The organism is Paenibacillus vietnamensis, assembly GCF_020169515.1.
Lineage (GTDB): Bacteria > Bacillota > Bacilli > Paenibacillales > Paenibacillaceae > Pristimantibacillus > Pristimantibacillus vietnamensis.
Genome location: NZ_JAHMHW010000007.1, coordinates 1 through 23195 on the forward strand (window position 1 = coordinate 1; position 23195 = coordinate 23195).

At 57.8% G+C, this 23195-nt stretch carries 21 protein-coding genes; 3 read left to right on the forward strand and 18 right to left on the reverse strand.

Annotated features, from left to right (window positions below; translation table 11 throughout):
* Positions 1-363 precede the first annotated feature (363 nt).
* Together KP806_RS15270 and KP806_RS15275 are read right to left on the reverse strand one after the other, a co-directional pair.
* Positions 364-2805, reverse strand: coding sequence for a 3-hydroxyacyl-CoA dehydrogenase/enoyl-CoA hydratase family protein (locus KP806_RS15270; RefSeq protein WP_224724572.1), 2442 nt, complete (start codon positions 2803-2805; stop codon positions 364-366).
* A gap of 125 nt (positions 2806-2930) precedes the next feature.
* Positions 2931-5174 (reverse strand): (Fe-S)-binding protein, encoded by a 2244-nt coding sequence (locus KP806_RS15275; protein WP_224724573.1) that lies wholly within the window; start codon positions 5172-5174, stop codon positions 2931-2933.
* Between the two features lie 220 nt (positions 5175-5394).
* Between KP806_RS15275 and KP806_RS15280 the strand changes: the two genes are divergently transcribed.
* Together KP806_RS15280 and KP806_RS15285 are read left to right on the forward strand one after the other, a co-directional pair.
* The gene (locus tag KP806_RS15280) at positions 5395-6294 is read left to right on the forward strand and encodes an electron transfer flavoprotein subunit beta/FixA family protein (RefSeq protein WP_224724574.1); all 900 of its coding nucleotides are present in this window, start codon (positions 5395-5397) and stop codon (positions 6292-6294) included.
* A 39-nt stretch (positions 6295-6333) separates the two neighbouring features.
* Positions 6334-7326, forward strand: a complete 993-nt coding sequence (locus KP806_RS15285) for an electron transfer flavoprotein subunit alpha/FixB family protein (protein ID WP_224724575.1) — start codon at positions 6334-6336, stop codon at positions 7324-7326.
* 341 nt (positions 7327-7667) lie between these two features.
* Here KP806_RS15285 and KP806_RS15290 read toward each other — a convergent pair whose 3' ends face one another.
* The 15 genes from KP806_RS15290 to KP806_RS15360 form a co-directional block, all read right to left on the reverse strand.
* A complete protein-coding gene (locus KP806_RS15290; protein ID WP_224724576.1) occupies positions 7668-8339 on the reverse strand; it encodes an SOS response-associated peptidase in 672 nt (223 codons plus the stop codon).
* Between the two features lie 90 nt (positions 8340-8429).
* Positions 8430-9281 (reverse strand): AraC family transcriptional regulator, encoded by an 852-nt coding sequence (locus tag KP806_RS15295; protein WP_224724577.1) that lies wholly within the window; start codon positions 9279-9281, stop codon positions 8430-8432.
* A 171-nt stretch (positions 9282-9452) separates the two neighbouring features.
* Positions 9453-10166 carry a hypothetical protein gene (locus KP806_RS15300; protein WP_224724578.1) on the reverse strand — a complete coding sequence of 238 codons (714 nt, stop codon included), beginning with the start codon at positions 10164-10166 and terminating at the stop codon, positions 9453-9455.
* A gap of 21 nt (positions 10167-10187) precedes the next feature.
* On the reverse strand, positions 10188-10640 hold the full coding sequence (locus tag KP806_RS15305; protein WP_224724579.1) for a flavodoxin: 453 nt from the start codon (positions 10638-10640) through the stop codon (positions 10188-10190).
* A 35-nt stretch (positions 10641-10675) separates the two neighbouring features.
* Positions 10676-11476: a hypothetical protein gene (locus KP806_RS15310; RefSeq protein ID WP_224724580.1), complete on the reverse strand. Its 801-nt coding sequence runs from the start codon at positions 11474-11476 to the stop codon at positions 10676-10678.
* A 227-nt stretch (positions 11477-11703) separates the two neighbouring features.
* Positions 11704-12444: a tyrosine-protein phosphatase gene (locus KP806_RS15315; protein ID WP_224724581.1), complete on the reverse strand. Its 741-nt coding sequence runs from the start codon at positions 12442-12444 to the stop codon at positions 11704-11706.
* Position 12445: 1 nt separating this feature from the next.
* The gene (locus KP806_RS15320; RefSeq protein WP_224724582.1) at positions 12446-13279 is read right to left on the reverse strand and encodes a carbohydrate ABC transporter permease; all 834 of its coding nucleotides are present in this window, start codon (positions 13277-13279) and stop codon (positions 12446-12448) included.
* A gap of 16 nt (positions 13280-13295) precedes the next feature.
* Entirely contained in the window at positions 13296-14261 is a 966-nt protein-coding gene (locus tag KP806_RS15325) for a carbohydrate ABC transporter permease (protein WP_224724583.1), read from the reverse strand.
* Positions 14258-15607 (reverse strand): ABC transporter substrate-binding protein, encoded by a 1350-nt coding sequence (locus KP806_RS15330; RefSeq protein ID WP_224724584.1) that lies wholly within the window; start codon positions 15605-15607, stop codon positions 14258-14260. The genes KP806_RS15325 and KP806_RS15330 overlap by 4 nt, the downstream gene beginning before the upstream one ends.
* Before the next feature lie 68 nt (positions 15608-15675).
* The gene (locus KP806_RS15335; RefSeq protein WP_224724585.1) at positions 15676-16497 is read right to left on the reverse strand and encodes a metallophosphoesterase family protein; all 822 of its coding nucleotides are present in this window, start codon (positions 16495-16497) and stop codon (positions 15676-15678) included.
* On the reverse strand, positions 16497-17498 hold the full coding sequence (locus tag KP806_RS15340; protein WP_224724586.1) for a metallophosphoesterase family protein: 1002 nt from the start codon (positions 17496-17498) through the stop codon (positions 16497-16499). Before KP806_RS15340 ends, KP806_RS15335 begins: the two co-directional genes overlap by 1 nt.
* A 165-nt stretch (positions 17499-17663) precedes the next feature.
* A complete protein-coding gene (locus KP806_RS15345; RefSeq protein WP_224724587.1) occupies positions 17664-18311 on the reverse strand; it encodes a GntR family transcriptional regulator in 648 nt (215 codons plus the stop codon).
* A gap of 112 nt (positions 18312-18423) precedes the next feature.
* The gene (locus KP806_RS15350; protein WP_224724588.1) at positions 18424-18885 is read right to left on the reverse strand and encodes a MarR family winged helix-turn-helix transcriptional regulator; all 462 of its coding nucleotides are present in this window, start codon (positions 18883-18885) and stop codon (positions 18424-18426) included.
* A gap of 65 nt (positions 18886-18950) precedes the next feature.
* Positions 18951-19715, reverse strand: coding sequence for a pirin family protein (locus KP806_RS15355; RefSeq protein WP_224724589.1), 765 nt, complete (start codon positions 19713-19715; stop codon positions 18951-18953).
* A gap of 418 nt (positions 19716-20133) precedes the next feature.
* Positions 20134-20715: a hypothetical protein gene (locus tag KP806_RS15360; protein ID WP_224724590.1), complete on the reverse strand. Its 582-nt coding sequence runs from the start codon at positions 20713-20715 to the stop codon at positions 20134-20136.
* A gap of 143 nt (positions 20716-20858) precedes the next feature.
* Between KP806_RS15360 and ilvA the strand changes: the two genes are divergently transcribed.
* Positions 20859-22127, forward strand: a complete 1269-nt coding sequence (ilvA, locus tag KP806_RS15365; RefSeq protein ID WP_224724591.1) for a threonine ammonia-lyase IlvA — start codon at positions 20859-20861, stop codon at positions 22125-22127.
* A 68-nt stretch (positions 22128-22195) separates the two neighbouring features.
* On the opposite strand, the gene KP806_RS15370 is transcribed toward ilvA, so the two are convergent.
* Positions 22196-23173 (reverse strand): aldo/keto reductase, encoded by a 978-nt coding sequence (locus tag KP806_RS15370; RefSeq protein WP_224724592.1) that lies wholly within the window; start codon positions 23171-23173, stop codon positions 22196-22198.
* Between the last annotated feature and the right edge of the window lie 22 nt (positions 23174-23195).

Genomic DNA, 23195 nt, shown 5'->3' on the forward strand with positions numbered 1-23195 from the left:
ACTTTGTACAGCAGAATGGAGCGTAAAACGGACTAGTTTCTTCGGGACTGCACTTAATGCATCAGAATCGCAGGATATCGCCTAAAGTGGCGCTCATAGAGCTAATTCCGATGCACAAGTGCAGCACAGCTTGCTCGTACGCGTCCCATGTCAGGTTTCTGATGCAGAATGTGCAGCGGAAGGGGGCGCTCAGTGAACGAGCTACCACCAGACTGCACTTTGTGCAGCAGACTTGTGCGGCTCGCGATCGTGTCACCACCAGTCTGCACTTTGTGCAGCAGACTTGTGCGGCTCGCGGTCGCGTCACCACCAGACTGCACTTTGTGCAGCAGACTACAAGGCTCGCGGTCGTGCCACAAGCCGCTAATTCCGCAGCGGCTTGCCCGTCGCCAGCATGTGGCTCATGCGTTCCTGCGTTTTGCGCTCGCCGCAAAGGCTGAGGAACGCTTCGCATTCCAGATCGAGCAAATACGGCTCGCTCACCTCCGCGCCCGGACGCACATCGCCGCCGGCCAGCACATGCGCGAGCTTGCCCGCGATCAGCGCGTCATGCCCGCTGATATGGCCGCTCAGCCGCATCGACTGCACTGCGGCCTTCAGCACCGCCATGCCGTCGCGCCCGGCTACGCGGACACGCCCCTCCGCGCGCGGCTCGTACCCGGCGCGGTCCAGCTCCAGCACCGCCCGCTTCGCCTCGGCGATGCGAGCCTCCTGCCGCATGATGACGCGGTCCTGCGGCCTCATCAGTCCGATGCGGCTGACTTCGTGGCCGCTTGTCGACGTTTTGGCCAGCGCAATCGTCTCAAACAAAGCGTTCAAGTATGGCTGAACATCCGCTCCCTGCTTCCCGCTGCCCGCCACGTTCGCCCGCTCCGCCGCCATGACGGCCGCCTCCTTGCAGCCCCCGCCGGCTGGAATGAGCCCGACTCCCGTCTCGACCAAGCCGAAATACGTCTCCGGCGAAAAAATAATCCGGTCAGCCGGCAAACAAGCCTCGACGCCGCCTCCGAGCGTCATCCGGTGCGGGGCCGCCACGACCGGGCGCTCCAGCCGCTTCAGCGCGAGCATGCTGCTCTGGAAAAAACGGATGATCTCCTCCACCTCATCCCATTCCCCGCTTTGCGCCTCCATCAGCAGCAGCATCAGATTCGCGCCCACACAGAAGTTCCGTCCTTCGTTCGCGATCACGAGCCCGCGCCAGTTCCGCTCCACCTCTTCCGCGCTCTGCCGGATTGCGGACAAAATGTCGCCGCCGATCGCGTTGTTCTGCGAATGGAATTCCAGACAGACAACGTCGTCCCCGATGTCGATCAGGCTTGCCCCGACGGTGGACAGTACGGTCCGGCCGGAGGCTTTTAACGCGCTTAACGAAATGACGTCCGGCTCCGGCTCCTCCTGCCTGAAGCCCCCGCTCGACGCATAAACCCGCTTGCCCCCCTCCGTTCCGTAAAAACGGCTATGTCCGCCTTCGATCCAAGCCGTCACCCATTCCGGAACGGCCTCGCCCTCCTTCCGCATTTGCCGCACCGTCTCGGGCAGTCCGATCGCGTCCCACAGCTCGAACGGGCCCAGCTCCCAATTAAAGCCCCAGCGCATAGCACGGTCGATCTCCGAGATCGAATCGGCGATAACGCCGACCTGGGCGGCTGCATAAAGCAGCGTCTTCTTGATCGTGGACCACGCAAACTGGGCGTACCGGTCCCGCGGATCGGTGCGGAGCAGCGCCTTCACCTTTGCCGCCGCTCCTTTGGCCGCCTTGGACGCATCCAGCACCTGCGAGCCGGCGGAGCGCTTCGGACCGTATTCGAGCGTGTCGAACCTAAGCGACTCAATGACGCTGCCCGACGGACCTTTGACCTTCCGGTAAAAGCCCGCCCCCGCCTTTTCCCCGGTTCGTCCCAGCGCGACAAGCCGCTCCAGCAAAGCCGGCCTTGCAAAAGCGCTCTGCTCCTCCGGATCGGCGCTGCGCTCGCGGACGTTATCCACGACATGCAGCAGCGTGTCGAGACCGACGAGATCGAGCATACGGAACGTCGCGGTTTTGGGCCTGCCCATTGCCGGCCCCGTCAGCGCATCCGCCTCCTCGACGGTCAGCCCGAAGCGCACCGTATCCGCCAGCGTCACCAGCATGCCGTAGGTGCCGATCCGGTTTGCGATGAAGTTCGGCGTATCCTTGGCCGGCACGACCCCTTTGCCGAGCCGCCGTTCGCACACCTCCGTCAGCAGCCGGACGGTCTCATCCGCCGTATCCGCCGTCGGAACGATTTCCACCAGCTTCATATAACGGGGAGGGTTAAAAAAATGCGTAACCGCAAAATGCCGCCTAAAGTCCTCGCTCCTCCCTTCCGCCATCGCTGCCGCAGACAAGCCGGACGTGTTGGTGCTGACGAGAGAGCCGGGCCGGCGGGCCGCATCCAGCAGAGCAAGCACCTCCCGCTTCACATCCATCCGCTCCACGACGGCTTCTACAATCCAGTCCGCTTCCCCCAGCTCGCCGAGGTGATCGCTCAGATTGCCCGGCGTAATGCGCGCTGCCCAGGCCGGATCGTACAGCTGCGCAGGCTGCGCCTTGGCCATCCGGGCAAGCGCCGCGCCGGCCAGCCGGCTGCGCACCTTGGGGTCCGCGAGCGTCAGTCCCTGCTTTTCCTCCTCCGGCGTCAGCGCCTTCGGCACAATGTCCAGCAGCAGGACGCGCATGCCGGCATTCGCCAAATGGGCGGCAATGCCCGCCCCCATCACACCCGAGCCGATAACCGCCGCACGGCGGATCGAGCCGGCATCCAGTTGCGACGATGTTCCCGTCATAGGTAACCTCCTTTTGATAGGCATCACAGGCGTAAAAGGCTGCAGCTGCGCACGAACCGTCAGCTGTATCTTGACACAGCCCGGTTCTGTGCCATCTTCTGGCTGCGAACCCCCGTTTCACCGCCTTACTCCCCGAACACGCTCTCGGCAAGCAGCTCCGCGACGTCCCGCGCAATGACGCGCTCGTCGGCGGACAGCGCCTTTAATCCGTCCTCCATCATCGTCAGGCAGTACGGGCATGCCGAGCTGATAACCGACGGCTTCACCTCAAGCGCCTGCGCCGTCCGGGCGTGATTGACGCGGGTACCCGCATGCTCCTCCATCCACATCAGGCCTCCGCCGGCCCCGCAGCACATCCCGTTCTCGCGCGAACGTTCCATCTCCTCGATCACGATGCCCGGTATGGCGCGCAGCAGGCGGCGCGGCGCCTCATAGGTGCCGTTATAGCGCCCGAGGTAGCAGGAATCGTGGATCGTGACTCGCTCGTCGACCGCACTCGCCGGACGAAGCGCCCCCTCCTCCAGCAGCCGGGCCAGCAGCTCCGTGTGATGCTCGACCCGCACATCGGGACTCAGCCCGAAGTCGGGGTATTCGTTTTTTAACGTGTTATACGTATGCGGGCAAGGGGTGACGATATGAGTTACGCCATATTTAGTTATTGTTTCGATGTTTTCGCGGCACAGCTCCTGGAACAGAAGTTCGTTGCCGATCCGCCTGGCGGTATCGCCGGAGCTTTTCTCCTCCAGCCCGAGTACGCCGAAGCTTACGCCCGCATGGTGGAGCAGCCGCACCACATCGTACAGCACGCGCCGGCTCCGCATATCGTACGATCCCATCGAGCCCGCCCAGAGCAGTACGTCGGCCTTCCGTCCGACCCGCTTCAGCTCCTGCAGCGTAACTGCGCGGACGCCGGTCCGGGCTTCGCACTCCGCAATCCAGGCGGCCCGCTCGGCGCGCGGCAGCCCCCAAGGATTGCTTTGCCGCTCGATGTTTTGCAAAGCCCTTTGCCCGTCGGCCGGCAGCCGGCCCTCCATGAGCACCAGATGGCGGCGCATATCGATGATTTTATCGACGTGCTCATTACCGACGGGACACTGCTCCTCGCAATTCCGGCACGTCGTGCAGGCCCAGAGCTCATCCTCGCTCATCACCTCGCCGATCAGCTCCACCTCCTCCGCTTTTTTGCCGTCGCGCTTCATCCAGGCACCGGCCTGCGCCGCCATCGTCGGCACAATCGTCGTCCCGCCCCCGGGCGGACTTTCCCATGCCGGTATGACAGCCCCCATCACATGGGCATTCCGCTCGCCGCCATGCTTTTGCCAGAAGCCGGCCGGCAGCCACGGCGAGGTCGATGTGACCGCCGCCCCCTTCTCGGTCAAATGGTCGCGCAGCTTGACGATCAGATGCATCGGCGACAAAATTTTGCCGGTGCCCGCAGCCGGGCATACGTTCGTGCAGCGCCCGCACTCGACGCAGGCATACAGGTCGAGCAGCTGCTTTTGCGTAAAATGCTCCACCTTCCCCGCGCCGAAGCTCTCCGCTTCCTCATCCTCCAGATTAAGCGGCGTCAGCCGGCCCGGCGGCGTGCCGCGCCGGAACCACAAGTTGACCGGCGCCGTCAGCAGGTGAAAATGCTTCGACTGCGGCACGTACACCAGAAAGCCGAGCAGCACCAGCAAATGCAGCCACCAGAACAGCTCAAAGCCCGCTGCGGCCAGGCCGCCGCCGGACGGGATTCCCGCCTGCTGCAGCAGCTCCGCAAGCGGCGCGCTGACCGGGGAGAAACCTGCCGCATGCACTTGGCTGCCGTCCGCCCCCGTCCCTGCCGCGAGCCGCTCGAAGGCCAGGCTGAACAGCACCGTGAGCATCAGCGAGCCGATGAACCACATGACGAGCGACGGCTTCCAGCCTCTTTTCAGCCTTGGCAGCTTCTCCCCGTAACGGCGGAAGGCGCCGTACAGCACCGCCGCCAGAACGAGCGTTACCGTGATTTCCTGCGACAAGGAAAACCAGCCGTAAAAGGGAAAAGGCAGAGGATCGCCGCCGGCAAGCCCTTTCCAGATCAAATCCAGCGCGCCGAACTGCAGCACGATAAAGCCGTAAAAATAAACCAAATGCATAATCCCGCTGCGCAAATCGTTCAGCAGCCTGCGATGGCCGAATACCTGCGCGCCGAAGCCGCTTTTGCTGCCGCGCTTTCGAGGATGCCTTGCGAATTCCGCCGGCGTGCCGAGACGGATATACGAGATCCGCCTTCGAACGACCGTCGCGAACATCCATACCGCAAACAGCGTCACGGCGGCGAACAGGAGCCATTTTACCCAGTACACGGATTGCCCGGGCGTCCACAATGTCCAAAGCGATACCATATGCCCTTCCCCCCTGGATGCAGTACTCGTAATCGGCGATTATGCGCAAAGCGAGCGGACAAGCATTAAAAGCGCTTACATAAATAGCCGCGGTGCTCCATGTATATGAGCCTTCGGCCCCGAACATGCCGCCGGGTCTATTCGGCCGATGGACGACATATCGTAGCACTGATGGACAGTTGGTTTGCCCAAAATTTCAGGTACAAGTGAGGGAACTTCCATGCTGAAAATAGTGGTGCTTCTCAAGCAGACATTCGATACCGAGGAAAAAATAGTGCTTTCCCCTTCGGGCGTAAACGAGCAAGGCGCCAAATTCATCATCAACCCGTACGACGAATATGCGCTGGAGGAAGCGCTGCGGCAGCGGGAGAAGCACGGCGGACAGGTCATCGCCGTCGCCTGCGGCCCCGAACGTTCGCAGGAGGCGCTGCGCACCGCGCTTGCGATCGGTGCCGACGAAGCGATCCGCGTGGACGGCAGCTCGCTGCCGGATGACGGCTTTACCGTCGCGGGGGCGCTGGCGAAGGTCGTAGAGCCGCTTCAGCCGGATCTGCTGCTGGCCGGCTTATTCGCCGTGGACAGCGGAGCCGGCAGCGTGGCGCTGCAGGTCGCGCAGCGGCTCGGGCTGCCGCACGCCTCGGCGGCGGTGAAGGCGACGGTGCTGACGAAGGCGGAGGCGGCCGCACTTCCGGCCGCTGGGGGCAGTAAGGGGCAGGGTGCGGGTGGCGAGAGTGTAAGTGCGTCGGGCAACGGCGGTGTCTCCGTCCTCCCCCAAGCAGAGCGCTACGCGCTGGTTGAACGGGACATCGAGGGCGATACGGAAACGGTGCTCATTCCGCTGCCTGCGCTCATCACCGCCCAGCAGGGGCTGAACGAGCCCAGATATCCGTCGCTGCCCGGCATTATGAAAGCGAAGAAAAAGCCGCTTCGTACCGTCGATGCCTCCGAGCTTTGGGGCGGCGCTGCAGCGGCTTCGGTTGCGGACGCCGCTCCGCGCACGCAGCGGACGCAGCTGTTCCCTCCGCCTCCGCGCGCGGCAGGCAAGCTCGTTCCGGGAGAGCCGTCCGAGCAGGCAGCCGCGCTGGTCCATTTGCTTCGCTCGGAAGCGAAGCTTTTGTAGCCGATTTGACGGAATGTTAGCCGAAAGGAGCTGTATAGGATGTCCAAGACAATTCTAGTGTTTGCGGAGAGCCGTGACGGCGCGCTGCGCCGCGTGGCGTTCGAAGCGCTCGGCGCCGCGCGGCAGCTTGCAGGCAAGGACGGCGCGGTGCACGCCGTCCTCGCCTGCTCCGGCGGCGCGGCGGACGAAGCCGCCGCGCTGCTCGCGCGGGGGGCGGACGTCGTACATATCGCCGACGATCCTGCCCTCCGCGCCTTCGCGCCCGAGGCGTACCTCGCCGCCCTGGGCGCAGCCATGGCCGCGGTGCGGCCGGACGCGCTGCTGCTCGGCCACACCGCGATGGGGCGCGAGCTCGCGCCCCGTGTGGCCGCTGCCCATGGCGCCGGCCACATCGCCGACGTCACCGCCATCGAGCCTTCGGCTGATGGCGGCGACGTCGGCTTCATCCGCCCGCTCTACGCCGGGAAGGCGTTCGAGCGGCGCAGCTTTTTGCCGGGCCACCCGTGGGTCATCACGGTGCGCCCGAACAATTTGCCGGCGGCGGAGCCCGTCGACGCCGCCGAACGCAAGGGCACCGTGCAGGCTCTGCCGTTCACGGTGCCGGCGCTTTACACCGCCGTGCGCAGCCTCGTGCGCCGCACCGGCGGCAAGCTCGATCTCGCCGAAGCCGACGTCGTCGTATCCGGCGGACGGGGCGTGCGCAGCGCAGCAGGCTTCGAGCCGCTGCAGGCGCTAGCCGGCGTCCTCGGCGGCGCGGTCGGCGCCTCCCGCGGCGCATGCGACGCCGGCTATTGCGACTATGCCCTCCAAATCGGGCAAACGGGCAAGGTCGTGACGCCGCAGCTTTATATCGCCTGCGGCATCAGCGGCGCCATTCAGCATCTGGCGGGCATGAGCCAGTCGCGCGTCATCGTCGCCATCAACAAAGACCCCGACGCCCCGATTTTCGGCGTCGCCGATTACGGCATCGTCGGCGACCTGTTCGAGGTCGTCCCCCTGCTTACGGCCGAGCTTCAGCGGGCGCAGGCGTAAATCCGCATACAAAAGGGAGAGGGAGCTCCTGCAGCACAGGCCTCCCTCTCCCCTTTTTTACGCATATTAGCTGGATTTGATGTCCTTATTTCTCCCCAACCTCCGCCAATAATAAAAATAACTGGAATCATTGTATCTATTACAGCCGATTCCCGCGATTCCGGCGAAATGGCAGCATTTAGATCCAACAAATCCAGTTATTTCGGGCAATTATGGCTGGCAGCTAACATTAACTGCAGTAATTCCATCTATTTCGCCTCGACGCGCCTTGACCTGCCTCGACGGCCTTGACCTGCCTCAACGCCCTCGACGCCTCGACGCTTCAACGCCACGCCCCATCCTTAAGCAAAATCCGTCCGAATCTCCATAATGCAGTCCGGCGACTCATACAGGTCGTCATGCACCGCGTTTGTGACCGGGTAAGAGCGCATCAGGTAGGAATCCATTGGCTCGAGATGCTTGCGCAGGCTGCTGAATTCCGTAATCCGCGGATTCAGCCAATCCTCGATTCCCTCTTCGTCCAGAATGACCGGAATCCGGGGCTGCCAAACCGACATCGCGCCCGACGAGGCCGCCGTAATCATCGTAAAAGCACGGACTTCCTTGCCGCTCGCATTTCTCCAGCAATCGTAAATGCCGGCAACGCCCAGCAGCGGCTGGCCCGGAACAACCGTATGCATCGCCCGCGGAGCGCGCTCCTGCCCGAACTGCTTTTGCCCGTAAAAGCCGCTGCAAGGAAGCACACATCTTTGCCTCCGCAGCATCCGCTCGAGAAACGGCTTCGAGGAAAGCGTAATATGGTCGGCGTTTACCGAATCCTTCGCCCAGAACGGGAATAACCCCCATCTCGATTCCTGCATCGTCCGCACGTCGAACCGGTCGTTCATAATGATCGACACCGTCTGCGTCGGCGTCGCGTTAAAACGGTTCGTATACCCCCGTACCACTTTTTTGACCTGGAACGCCTCCACCATATCGCCGATCTCTGCCGTTAACGAAAACCTTTCAATCATCGCGACCACCCTTTTTACGTTGATTGAACCAGTTTTTGTTAAACAGTGGAAAATTATGCACGACACGGCATCCGGACGTCCGAAAAAAAGCTAACTCGTAAACCGCTTGCGGAATTTCAGCGGCGGCATGCCCGTATGCGCAGCGAACAGCCGCGAGAAGTGCGGCGTCTGCCGGAAGCCTGTCTCCTCCGCGACGCGGGCGATCGTCCAGTCCGTCTTGATGAGCAGCAGCTTCGCCTGATCCAGCCTGTAATAGAGGAGATACTGCTGCGGCGTGCAGTCGAACACCTCCGACATGCAGCGCGTAATGTAGTTCGTATGCAGCTGAAGCACATCGCTCAGCATGGAATTGCTGATCGGCGCGCGGTAATTCAGCTTTAAATAAGCCGCGGCCCGCTCCGCAACCGACACGGCCGCCTTCGCGGCATCCGAGCGCCAGCCCTCGTCCAGCATTTGCAGCAGGTGCAGAAACCGCTGCTGCCGGTCCCAGAACGCGCCGTGCGACGAGCTTTTCGCCGCTTCATGCAGCTGCGAGAAGATGACCTTGGCCTCGTCGGGATAGGTCAGCTTCATTTTTTTCGGCAGGCGGATGGCATAAGTGTAATAATCTCCGCGGAGCGTACCGCACTGATTCCCTTCGGTTTCCTCCCAGGCCCCGACAGTCTGGAAATGAATCCAGTCGAACACCGTCTCTTCCTCGCAAGGTCGCGTAGAGTAGTGCCAGCGGTCCGGCCTCAAAATGAGGACGTCGCCCGGCTCCAGCTTCCACTGGCGGTCCTCCTCCGCGATATACAGCGCGCCCTGGTTGACGAACAGCAGGTCGAACACACCGAGATTCACCCGGTTGGGATGCTCCTCTCCGGCGCGGTACGTCAGTCTTTTCGATTCTATAAAAAACGGCAGCGGCGGCGAACGAAACGTAAGCAACAATTCCTCGGACAACCTGATCTCTCCTTTGGAGCTCCTATGTGAAAATGTGCAAAAATAACTACTGCCATGTTACTGAATACCATTTCATTTGTCCATCGTTCCGGCAAAAAAAAGCCCCGGCCGCATCCTGTTTAAGGATAACGGCCGAAGGCCCGCTTGCATGAATGCCGATATTCGCTTTTGTTACGAACAAAACGGAACGTCCCGCCCCGGATTTACTTTGAAGGCGTCCGCCTCCGGCAGCAAACTCTTGATCAGGTACATATAGTCGTAGGACTGCTTAAGCGACGCCTCCGTCGGTACAAAGGGGATACGCTTGCCTTCGAGCAGCGACAGCACCTCGATTCGCGACGGCAGCCTTTCGAACGCGCTCATGCAGACGACCGACGTCATGTGGAAAAATAACGTCAGCGCTTCCCGGTCCGCATCGACCGCAAATTTTTGCACGATGCAGCCTCCCGCATCGCCGCTCCCGTCCCCTGCAATCGCATGAAAAATTTGCGACAGCTCCATATCCAGCTCCTCCACATAAGGGGTAAACTGCTCGAAGGTGAGAATCGGCGTTTCGGCGCAGGCTCCGCCCAGCAAAAACAAAACCAGATTTTCCGCCACCGTCCTTTTCGTCTGCACATAATGCTCTTCCGACAGGAACTTATAATGCCGGTTCGTCCAGCGCCGTTCCACCAAAGCCTCGACCGCTTCGGGCGTACGGGCTTCTACCGGGAGCATATAAAAATCGTTGACGGTATGGCTCGCCGCGAACTGCGTCATCTGGCGCCAGTTCACATCGCCTTCCCGCTTGCGTCCCTCGTGTATGCTCGCAAACTGCTCGGGGCAGCGCAGCATTTCCTCCAGCTTGTAATCCTCGATTCGTATGACCGCAGGCTGCAGCTCCATCCTGTCCGTAAGCCCCTTTCCTTAACTGTTGATCATGACGAGCCCCGCCACGCGGCGCCCCATGCTTCTGCCCTGCTCCTTCTCGGCTTCGGACGGATCGTATTCGAATTTCAGGCTTTCGCTTACGATTTCCGCGCCCAGCTCCTTCAGCTTCGCTTCGATGGTGTCGACAGCCCCGCAGTAGATCGGATAGGAGGTGTCTCCGGAGCCGAATGCCGCCGCTTTTTTGCCGCTGAGCTCAAGTGTGTTCATCTCTTCGTAAAAATCGAGAAACTCGTCCGGCAGCTCCCCGTCGCCCCACGTGTAGGCCCCGACGATGATGCCGTCGTAATCGTTCAGCTCATTGGCCGTCGCATCGAAGGCTTCCTTCAAAACGACCGAGGCTCCCGCTTCCTTGGCCCCTTCCGCGATCGCCTCCGCCATTTCCTCCGTGTTGCCTGTCATGCTCGCGTATATTACCAGCACCTTCGCCACCGGTCATCCCCTGCCTCTTCGTTAATGATAGATATTTAAACCTGTATCGTTTGAATGCCCTGGAACAGAGTCGCCAAATGCAGCCGGTCGCCCTGAAGATCGGCGTCCGTCACGGGGTACCCGAGCTGCACCGACAGCAGCGTCACCTGTCCCGCCATGTAGACGAGCCGGTACAGTCCCCGGTCCGTGCAGGCGTATAAGCTGTTTCCGCGCGCCAGCACCGCGTACATGAACGTTTTGCCGAAGCGGATGCGGTCGAAGTCGCCTTTTTTATCGCCGACCAGCAGCTCGCCCGAATCGCTTGTCCCGATGAGATGTCCTCGGAACACGGTCAGACTCGTTACGCTTGCCTGCAGCTCGAAATGCGCCCAGTCATCCATAAACCGGTCATATAACGAAAGGCCGCTGTCATGAGCCAAAATCAAATATTGCGGCAAATTGATAAAATCATAAACCTTCTTGCCGTTGCAGGCAATCAGCTCCCAGCGCGACCCGGAACGGCACCAAAGCCCGTATTCGGTTGCCGCGTAGCTTGTTCCGCCGATTTTGCGGTATTGGTAGCAGGAAACGGTTAGCCCTTCGTTACGCCAGGCGTCGCCGTCCCACTCGTACAGCCCTTTGGACGTACATGCGTGCAGCAGATCGTGCTGCAGCTGCAGCCGGTTTACCGCCGCCTCGTCCGGCATTCCGTTCTCAAGCTTCTCCCAGCCGCCCTCTTTATCGATTTCATAAATGCCGTGCATCGGAGATGCCGCATACAGGCAATCCGGTCCGGCCTTTACGGATGAGAAAGGAAAAAGCAAATAATTCCACGGCCTGCTCGTTTCCGTCTTCATGTTCTCTCTCCTTACCGTTCTATGTAGAAAATCAGGCGCATTCGCCATCGCTATTCTCAATGATAATGATTATCACTTTCGTATCTATGATAACTATTCTCACCAATGTTGTCAATGGCATAGATGCGTGGACTGCTCGGCGCCCTCGTCTCTTTATGTCATTCGTAAGTACAAAAAAAGCACTCGACTTCTATCAGTCGAATGCTCTCGTTGATCCAGAGGCATCATTAAGGCTGCAGCAGCATACGTTTCAAGCCGGCTATTTGTTCCCCTGTAAGCCCAAGGCTTATCAAATATTTTTCCGCCCCGCCAAAAACGCCGTGCAGATGCTCCAGCATCAGCTCCATATTGCTTGGCTCGCTGCCCAGAAAGAGCTCATACATGTCGGCCGGAATTTGCTCCGGCCGGTCCCGGCGCAGCTCATCCATAATCGGCGACAGATGAATCTCCGTTTCGGCATAATCGGCTACAATAACCGGACGTTCAACGCCGGCAAGATCAAGCAGCAGCGCCGCTACGACACCCGTCCTGTCCTTGCCTGCCGCGCAATGGAACAACACGCCGTTACCCTCGGCTTCCGCCATTCGCTCGAACACTTCGCGAAGCAGCGGTCCGCTTTTATCCAGCATATTGACGTACATGTCGCCCAAGCTGCGAATGGCGTCGCCGGTCGGGGCCGCCGGATTAATCAAGCTGATATTGTAGTATCGGGCCCGCTCCGAGCCGTTGAACACATTACGTTTCTCAGCCAGCTCTCTGGCATGCCGCAGATCAATAACGGTACGCACGCCTGCGCCAAGAATCAGATCCTGATCGTATTCCGTCAGCCGATGCAAGCCGTCGGCGCGAAGGAACCGGCCGCTTTGCACCGTTTGCCCCCCAGCCGCAGCATAACCGCCAATATCTCTTACATTGTACGCTCCCTGCAGTTTAAGGAGCCGTTTGTTGCTTTCCGTTGATGTTGTCATGTTATTTCAATCCGCCTTTTACGAAAGAGTCGATGATTTGCCGTTGCAGCATCAGGTAGATAAGCAGGACAGGCAGGCTGGCGATCGTCGTAGCCGCCATTAGCGCACCCCACATATTGCCGTCGGAGGAGATGAACATTTGCAGCCCCTTCTGAATCGTCGTATTCTCGAGCTTCGTCGTCACGAGAAGCGGCCAGAAGTAATCGTTCCAGGAGGTGATGAACAGCAATATGCCGATAGAAGCGACCGGTGCCTTCAAGTTAGGCATGATCGTACGCCACAGCAATCCCATATCCGAAGCGCCGTCCAGCCTTGCGGCTTCGATCAGCGTCTTCGGATACGATTTGAAAGCATTGTACAATTGCAGTACTGCAAATGCCGAAGCGATATTCGGCACGATCAGGCCTGCCAAATGATCCCGCCAGCCAAAGCCGCTGATCGCTACATAATTCGGGATCATAATGACTTGGAACGGGACGAGCCACGTAAGTGCGATTAATCCAAAAATAAAGCTGCTGCCGCGGAATTCCCAGCGCGTGAACGCATAGGCGGCAAATATGCTCGTGATGAGCTGCGCAGCCGTCTGAATAACCGCAACGACCATGGAATTGGTCAGCATGCGGCCCATCGGAATGGCATTCCAAGCATGGACGTAATTATCTAAAGTCAAATGAAGCGGAATTAAGCTCGAGGTGAACACCTCGGTCTCCGGCTTTAAGGAGGTGACGATCATCCAATAGAGCGGAAAAACCGCCAGCAGCGCGAGCGCGACCAACGAGGCGTGCTTCAAGGCTGCCGACGTGTACAAGCCTGCCCTGCGTCCAGCATTCTCCATCTTCGTTCCCTCCCTGCTAGTTGTCGAAGAACGACAGCTTCCTCGTCAGTCTCATGAACAGCCATGCCAGTACGCCGAAGCCGAGGAAGAAGACGGCAGCGGCAGCAGAGCTTGCGCCGATATTAAACGATTGGAAGCCATACGTCCAAAGCAAATAATAAATGTTTGTCGTCGTGTTGAAGGGTCCGCCTTGCGTCAGAACGTTGATGTAGGAGAAGCTCCACTCCGATGCGAACAGCGTGCTCATCATAAGCATGAACAGGATCGTAGGCGACAGCAGCGGCAATAGAACATGCCATATGATCTGGAACGAGCCGGCCCGGTCGATTTTAGCCGCTTCTATATATTCCTTGTTGATGCCCGTCATTGCCGCCGAGAAAATAAGCGTGCTGAATCCAAGCAGCTTCCAGCCGGTAATGAACGTAATCGACCAAATCGCCCAGTGCTCGTCGGTGAAAAAGCGGATCGGTTCGGATAAATGGAACCAATCCGTTAACGCCTTGTTCAATATGCCGTTCGTCGGATGCATGATCCAGCGCCATACGGATGAAACCGCGACCGGCGCCATAATCATCGGCAAGAAGATTAACGCACGATAGATGTTGCTCGCCTTTCTTCCTATGTTGTCGGTCGCAATCGCGATGACAAGCGGAATGATAAGCGAAAACGGGATGACGCCCAGCGTGTAGATCAGCGTATTCCATAGCGCAATGCCCATCTCCGGCAAGCTGAATAATTGATTGAAATTTTTCAACCCAACGAATTGCTTCGGCGATGTAGGAAGCAAATTCCATTGGTAGATGCTTAGTTGGAACGTTTGCAGCAGCGGCTTGTAAATCCAGTAGCCTATCGAAACAAGAGCCGGCAATAAGTAGATATACGGCTTGATTCGGCCAAGCCGAAGCAGGAACGGCTTGCGTTCCTTGCTTTTCGGCTTGGCGCCTGCTGCATGCCGGGGCATGCCTACGGCTTCATAACTCATTGGATCAGCGCTTGAGCGCGTTTCTGCGCATCTTGCATAATGGTGGCCACATCGCCATCGCTTACGATCGCCTTCGATACGGAATCGTTCAAGATCGTCTCGATCTGTTTCCAGTTAGCGCCCGGATAAGATACCCACGGCTGCAGCGAGTCGAGCTGCTCCAGATTCGGCTTCACAAGCGGGTTCGCTTCCACCCAATCCTTCAAGTATTTCGGGTCATCCACGATGGACGGACGAAGCGGCAAATAGCCGATCTCCGAGGTAATGATCGTATAACCGCGCTCGCTCGTCACGAACTTCAAGAACTCCCATGCCGCTTGCTGCTTCGCTTTGTCATCGGTCAGGATGAATAATGCGCTGCCGGAGTTGACCGGTGTCGTCGGCTTATCGCCGAATGCCGGCATCTTTGCCGTCTTCAGCTCCCAGCCGCCAGCTTGCGATGCCGCTACGAACGAGCTTTGAAGCGCGCTCGTGAACAACAGCATGCCGACTTTGCCTTGGCTGAACGCTTCGATGGCTTCGCCGTCGTTCAGCTTGCTGTTGGCGCCGCTCTTAATCAAATCCTGCCACATTTGAATGGCCCCAGCCGCCTCCGGCTCGCCGAACTTGATCGTCTTGCGGTCTTCGGACAGCGCTTGTCCGCCGTTGCTGCCGATCAAGGCTTGGATAATCCAGTCGCCGCCCGCTGCGCCGCCTACATGAGCGCCTGTCAGTCCGGTTTTCTCCGCGATCTGCAAGCCGTATTCCTTCACCTGCTCCCACGTCGCCGGCGGGGCAGCGGGATCCAGGCCCGCATCCTGGAAGATCTTCGAATTGTAGAACAATACCGGCGTACTGAACGTGAACGGCAAGCCATACGTTTTACCGTTCAATTGTCCCAGTTTCATGCCGTTCTGCGAGAAGCCCTCGAAGTTGCTTTGCAATTCATCGGCCGGCACAATATCTTCCAGCGGTTTGGCATTGAAATTGTTAACCGCAAAATCAAGGCCGTCGAACGTCAGCTGCGCGATGTCCGGCGCCGAGCCTGCTACGATATCCGCCTGAACCTTAGCGTTAATGTCCGTTGAGGCTACCGGTACCGCGTCGATTTTAATGTTCGGATGCGCATCCTCGAATTCCTTGATCAGCTTTTCCGTGCCGGGCACTTGGCTCGCAATCGCCAGATTGTAGCTGTAAAATTTCAGCGTTACCTGATCGTTTGACGCCGCATTTCCCGCACCCGCTGCATTCGCCGAATTCGTGCCCGCATTCGTATTTGCATTCGAGCCTGTTCCCGCATTGCCGCAAGCTGTTGCAAGCAGAGATAAGGACACCAGTGTTGCTGCAGCTATTTTTTTGTAAGCCATGATTAACTCTCTCTCCTTATAACCCGTTCGGGTTTATTTATCGTGATGACGAGGCCACTACATTCGAGTTATGCATGCGCATGAGCGGTGTCCAGCTTCCATTCAAAAACGATTCGCTGATCGCCTGCCATCGGCATCGGATGTACGATCATTTGCCCGTTCTTCACCAGCACGAGATTGTACCCGCTGTTGTCGATAAACTTCATGATGTCATTGCTCGTCGGTTCAATGCCGAACGCAACGCCCGTCGCCGCCGCGCTAGGCACCCCTTGGAAAAGGCCGATATTGTTGCAATGAATGTGGCCGGACAATAAGCCGATCACGTCGCTGCCTTCGATCGCTGCCGCAAGGTCTTCCGGGTTGTCGAGCAGATGGCTGTCCATCATCGCCGTCATCGTCGGAACGACCGGATGATGATGGACGATAATCGTGCCGTTCGGAGCCGGAGCTGCAAGCACGCCGCGAAGCCATTCCAGCTGTTCTTCGTCCAAACGGCCGCCATGCGTGCCCGGAACTTGCGTATTCAGGACAACAAGACGAAGCCCGCCTTCCATGACGCTGTAATAGTAGGACTCCTCGGACGGCTGCTCCTGCAAATACCCTTCACGGAAGAAAGGACGCGAATCGTGATTGCCAAGCGCCACATAGACGGGTACGCCGAGCTTCGCTTTTTGCTCGTCCAGCACATTGCGGAGATGACGGTAATCTTCGACGTCGCCGTCCTGCGTCAGGTCGCCGCTAATGACGACAAACGCCGGCTTCCGGCTCAGCTTGCCGAGCTCCGCGAACGTTTCGCGCAGTTTTTTCGTGGCATCCATCTCAAAAAGCGGATTTTTTCCCGGAACGTTGATATGCGTATCGGTAAGATGAGCGAAAAATACGGATTGCATTAGGATTCAGCCCCCTCGAAGTGAACTTGCGGTTTGTAGCTGCCGATTTCTTGAAAGCCGTTCAGATGAATAACCCGGTATGAAGGTTTTCCATCCCGCACATTTACCCACAAAAACAAATTGTCGCTTTCAGGTCCCAGGCCGTGCGCATGACCGCCGGTTCTTCCAAGCTGAATGCGCTCGCCGCCACCTGCTGCGGAATACTCCATCGCATGCAGATGTCCGGCGAATACCGTATGCGGACGGCCATTCAGCATATCGATCAGCTTTTGATACTGCTTGTCCTCCGACTTCCATCCAGGCTTGTGCATGCTGATGAAGGTCCACTTTGCATCCCGGTTCTCTTCCAAGACGCGCTCCGCGAACGCAAGCTGCTCTTCGCCGAACGCTAGGTCGATACGGCCCATTTCCTTGAGCTGCTCCGGAGACATAAGGCTTACGATATCCTCGTAGAAGGCCTGCATATGAGCGGCCGAGTTGTCCGGATCGTTCTGGACGTTAGAGGTCGCTTTTTTGATAATAGCGATAAATTCATCGGACAGCTCCGACGGCGGGTCCTCCGTGTTCAGCATGAGGAACAGCGCGTCGCCTGCCCGGAATGCGTAATATTCAAATCCTTTGCGTTCGCGCCATACGTTCAGCATGACTTCATTGCTGTAATCATGATTTCCGACGACGTGGAAGAAAGGCAGCCCCATAGCTTGAATCTTCGCATCGATATCTTCCCATTCCGCTGCCGCATCGGCAGGGTCACTCCAGTAGCCCTCGATCAGATCGCCGACTGAAACAACGAAGTCCGGCTTCAAATCCTTGACGACCTCGAGCGCTTTCTCGAACACGCCTGCCGTCGCCATGCCGCAACGATCGCCCAAAACCGCGAAAGAAAAATCTCCCGTCGCCAGCTCCGGAAGCTTGCCGAACCACGGACGCTTGTCCGTATCGAAACGGGCGTCATCATACCATATTTCACCTGTATTGCGGTTTACTTGAACGATTGTCACTGCTTTCTCTCCTCCCGGATCATGAAATGGTTGAAGGACCATCTGGAGCAAGTATGCAGGTTGTATGTAAGTGGATTGTTATCGCAGTCTAAATCATATGTAAAAGACCATGTTGGCCGTATTCGACAAAAAAAAAGGATGCCTGCGCAGGCATCCTCATCTTTATTAAATAACGCCGCTAAGCATAAGCTGCTGCGTCGTCATATTATAGTTTTCCTCGATGGCGGCTTTCGCTCCGTCGTAGTCTTTGCGGAGCAGCGCCTGATAAATTTTGGCGTTCATGACATTGGCCCATTGCGGCTTTAGCTGCGGAAACTGCTTGCGGAAAGTAACCATCCGGCAGATGAACTTTCCCCGATACGATTCGAGCACTTGAAGCATATAGTCATTGCCCATAGCACTTAATATCGTCTCTATGCACATCAATGAATTGTTGTAATAACCAAGAAAGTCGCCTTCCTCGCGGGAGATGTCCTGGCGGTTCAAGTAAAGGCCAAGCGCCTCCAAATCGAACGAGAGCTCCCTCCGCTTTGCCGTGTCCAAGACGAATATCTGCATCGACACTAGCACCTCGAGCATTTGGCTAAACTGGCGGAACGATATCTCCTTCACGAGCACCCCCCGGCCTTTGAAGCTCTCGACATGCCCTTCCTTCTCCAGCATAGCAATCGCCGCCCGGATCGGCGTCCGGCTCATGCCAAGCTCGCCGGCCAGCTCATTCTCGGATAGCAGCACGCCAGGCATCACATCTCCGCGTACGATCCGTCCCTTAATTTGAATGTAAGCTTCCGATTCCAATGAAGTCGCTCGCATACGATCCTATCCTTTATTTTTCATTTGGAGATTATCCTAACAAATCGGCCTCCATATAGATAGTTAAACTATTGTAAAAGAACCGGCTATCATCCGCCGGTTCCGCTTTTTATTAATCACGCTTAGGCTGCAGCTCCTGGGCGCCTAATCCGATCCGCTTCAGCATCCCGATCAGCTGCTCCTTTTCCTCATCGCCGATAAAGGATAAATTCGCGCCGATCGTATCGACATGCTGCGGGAATATTTCGTTGAAGAGTCCCGTGCCGGTATCGGTAAGCACTACGTTCGAGGCTCTCCGGTCTGCTTTGCTCGGCTCTCTTCTCACATAGTCCTTCTTCTCAAGCTTATCCACCACATAGGTGATGCTCCCGCTTGGGATCGACAGAATCTCGCTGATCCTTTGGATCGTATGCGGCCCCTTGCTGTAAAGCAGCTCGAGAATCATAAAGTTTTCCATGCTGATTCCGTAGCTTTCGATATCTTTTTTAATATTGTCAAATACCGCTCCGGCCGCTTTCGACCAGACCCGGAACAGCCTCAAATTCAATTGGCTTCGCTCGTCGCCTTCATACACCCGCGTCTTCCTCCTATCTTTCAGCCGTATAGCTCAAGGAAATCCGGATTTCACGCCGGCTTCCTTTATTTGCGTTTATTGTACAGTGGATAGTCCACCTGCGCCGGAACCTCGATCAAGAAGAGACGGAGCTCTCCGCCTTCCGCCCGAAACGCGGCTTGCCCGCCCTGCTCCGAGTGAATGACGACAAAATCCTTATGGTCAAAACGATGCTGCCCGCTTCCGGCTATCAAGCCGTCTCCCCTGACCGCAAGCCCCGCCAAAATCCGGCCGGAAGAAAGAGTATGCGTATACTCCGCTCCTTCGGGTATGACGACGTCCCGCATGACGGCGTCGGTCACGATGCGGATCGGCGATCCTTCGCCCAGCACCGTTTTCACCTCTGCGCCGCCAACGTCCGCCGCCACCGGAAACTCCCGGTGCTCATACTTCGAATAAACGGGCTTCCGCTGTACCGCTTTGCTCAGATGGGGCTCCAGCCAAATTTGAAACAGCTCCGACGGCTCTCTCATCTCTTCGGCATGAGATATGCCCGAGCCCGCCTGCATCAGCTGAACGCCCCCTTCGCCGACTATGCTGTCCGTGCCGAGCGAATCCTTATGATAACCTTTCCCCTTGAGCACGTAGGTTAAAATTTCAAAGCCTTGATGGGGATGCAGGCCGATGCCGCCCTCGCCCTCGGTATGCGCCCATGCCCAGTAAAAGAGCGGTCCCAGCCGGTTAATATTCGACCCTTCTCCGGAAAAGCCGATCGGCTTTTGCTCTTTGATTTTGCCGCCGTCAAACTCGCCCGTTCCCTGTTCATGAGGCTTCACAATTTGAATATCCATATCGGTTTCCTCCTGAATTTTATTTCGTCTGAGTCGCCGCACATTATGCTCGATGACCTCTCTGATGTATCACGAAATTAAGAATCCTATTATTAGGATATGTTTATCCTAACACTAGGATATTTGTTTGTCAATGTACGTGCAGGGTTTGCTCCTGACTGCAAGGCGGACAAACAGAAGGATTAACGATAGTTTCTATCGTTAATCCTTTGGCGAGGTTACTATTAGAGGCGAACAACGATCATTTCTAGCGTTATTCCCGCCCCATCGGCATATGAAGTCACTTCGTGAGGGATCGGCGGGTTGATTTACGATAGTTTCTATCGTTAATCACCTTGCTCAGTTAGTCCGGCGGCGAATAACTATCATTTCTAGCGTTACTCCCGCCCAGTCGGCGCTTGGAGTCACCCCGCCCCGCCTAAAGCGGCAGCTTCACATCCACCTTAAACTGCACGCGGATTTGGTCCTGCTCGAACAGAACGTTGCTGATCGACACCAAATCCTGCTCTCCCAGCTCAAGAGGAATGATGACCGTCTGGAGCAGGTCGAGCGGCAGGCCGATTTCCTTCGCGGACAGCGACTGAGGGCGGAGCGCAATGTTAGGAGGCTGCCACTCCAGTCGGTAGACGGCATCCAGCTGCGCCGGAACGCGGTCCTTGTACGTCACGTTCATGTGCGCGATAAGCTTGTCCGCCTCCAGCTCGAACGCCGCCCCGTCAAGGCGGAGATCCTTGCTTAGCTCCGGAGCCCCGTCCGCACCCGCAAGCTCGCGTTCCAGGTGGGCTTTGATCAAATAGTTGACGTCGGTTTCGGTCAGAACCAGCTCCGTTTTTAAGCTTTTGACAATCGCCAGCGCTTTGTCCTGCACACTGATCGGCGTATAAGCCATATCAAGCTTTTCGTCCGGCGCTATATAGGCGAGCAAAGCCCATGCGGCACCGCCAAGCAACAATAGGATGACAATTAAGGACATCAATAATCTTCGTATCGCTTTCCACATCGGACACGCCTCCTTCTTTCTTTTATAAACCGAATTTTCTGTATTTACCCGCGGCGAAAATGCTATAATCTGAAACATATAAAATTCCTATTCCCGGCAGCTAGACCGACACGGCCTGACGGCAATCAGAAAGGATGGTCCCTATGACAACGAGCGACGCGCCGGCTGAGCGCATCGGCCTCGAAGAAATCGTACAAGCGCAGATGCACCTCAAGGATGTCATTACGCGCACCCCGCTCCAATATAACCGGGTGCTGTCCGAACGGTACGGATGCAGCGTGCTGCTGAAACGGGAGGATCTGCAAATCGTGCGCTCCTTCAAAATACGCGGAGCCTATCACCTGATGCGCTCCCTTTCGCCGGAAACGCTGGAGAAGGGCGTCGTATGCGCCAGCGCCGGCAATCACGCCCAAGGCGTCGCCTACTCCTGCCAGACGCTCGGCATCCCGGGCAAAATCTATATGCCAAGCACGACGCCGCGCCAGAAGGTGACTCAGGTAAACTTTTTCGGCGGCACCCATGTCGAGGTGATCCTGACCGGCGATACGTTCGACGACGCCTACTCCGAGGCGGTCGCCGAAAGCCAGCGCAGCGGAATGGCATTCATCCATCCGTTCGACGATCGTAAAATCATCGCCGGCAACGGAACCGTCGGCCAGGAGCTGATGGAAGCGGCCGAAACGGTGCCCGACTTCATCTTCGTTACCGTAGGCGGAGGAGGTCTGGCGGCAGGCGTCTCCTCTTACGTGAAAATCGTCTCCCCCGCCACGCAGGTCATCGGCGTCGAACCGGAAGGCGCCCAATCGCTGCGCGCGTCGCTGGATGCCGGACAAGTAACCCCGCTGGAGCATATCGACAAGTTCGTGGACGGTGCGGCCGTGAAGCGAGTCGGCGACTTGACCTTCGAGCTTTGCAGGGATTTGCTGGACGATGTCGTCGCGGTGCCGGAGGGCAAGGTCTGCACGACTATGCTCGATTTGTACAATGAGAATGCGATCGTCGCCGAGCCGGCCGGCGCGCTTGCGATATCCGCACTCGATGCCTGCCGCGACAAGATTAAAGGCAAAACGGTCGTCTGCATCGTCAGCGGCGGCAACAACGACGTTGACCGGATGCAGGAGATCAAGGAGCGTTCGCTCATCTATGAGGGATACAAGCATTATTTTATGGTGAGCTTTCCACAGCGGGCAGGCGCCCTGCGGGAATTTCTCGATCAGGTGCTTGGACCTACCGACGATATTACCCGGTTTGAATATACGAAAAAATCAAACAAGGACAACGGTCCGGCACTCGTCGGCATCGAACTGAAGCACAGGTCCGATTACGCCCCGCTGGTCGAACGCATGACCAAAAAGGGCTTCCAGTTTCTCGAGCTGAACAAGGATCCCGTGTTGTTCAACCTGCTGATCTGAGTTCTAATGAATCGCGGCAAAAATAAGAATCGCCCGGCCCCCCTCATCGGGAGGCCGGGCGATTGCCGTTACCAGGCGTATGCGCGAGGCGCTTCGCCGCCCGGGCCAGGGAATATTTCGTCGATGCGCTTCAGCGCCGACTCGTCCAGCTTGATTTCGAGCGCTTCAAGCGAGCGCTCGAACTGATCGATCGTCCGCACGCCGATGATCGGCGCGGTCACGGCCGGATTCGCCAGCAGCCAGGCGAGCGAGACCAGATCCTCCGGATGGCCGAGCTCGTCGCAGAATTCGGCATAAGCGTCCAGCTGCTTGCGGTAATGCTCGAGCCGCTTCGTGTCGCCGCTGCGGCGGCCGCGGTCCTTGCGGCGGTGGTTGCCCGCCAGCAGCCCGCCGTCAAGCGGGCTCCACGGGATGACGCCGAGGCCGAGAGCCTGCGAGGCCGGAAGCACTTCAAGCTCAGGAAGCCTGCAGAGCAAATTATATTTATGCTGCTCGGAAACGAGGCCCAGCGACCCTCTTGCCTTCGCTTCGCCCTGAGCGACCGCGATATCCCAGCCTGCAAAGTTGCTGGAGCCTATGTAGCCGATTTTTCCTTGCGCAGCCGCGGTTTCGAACGCTCCCCACAGCTCGCTCCAATTCACGCTGCGGTCGACGTGATGCATTTGGTACAGCTCGATATGATCCGTCTGCAAGCGCTTTAGCGAACCCTCCAAATGGCGGCGGATTTTGTAAGCGGACAAGCCTGCTTCGCGGTTTGGGCCATCATGAGCGTCATGCATATCCCCGTAAACCTTCGTAGCCAGCACGGTGCGCTCCCGGCGCCCGTCGCCCTGCCGGAACCATTTTCCGATAATTTCTTCCGTCCGGCCCGCGTTCTCGCCCCAGCCGTAAATGTTCGCCGTATCCATAAAGTTAATGCCCGCATCCAGCGCCGCATCTAAAATTCGAAACGATTCCCTCTCGTCGGTATCTACGCCAAAATTCATCGTACCCAGGCAAAGCCGGCTTACCCGGAGCCCTGATCTGCCTAATTTCGTGTATTGCATGCCATTCATCTCTCCTTCGAAT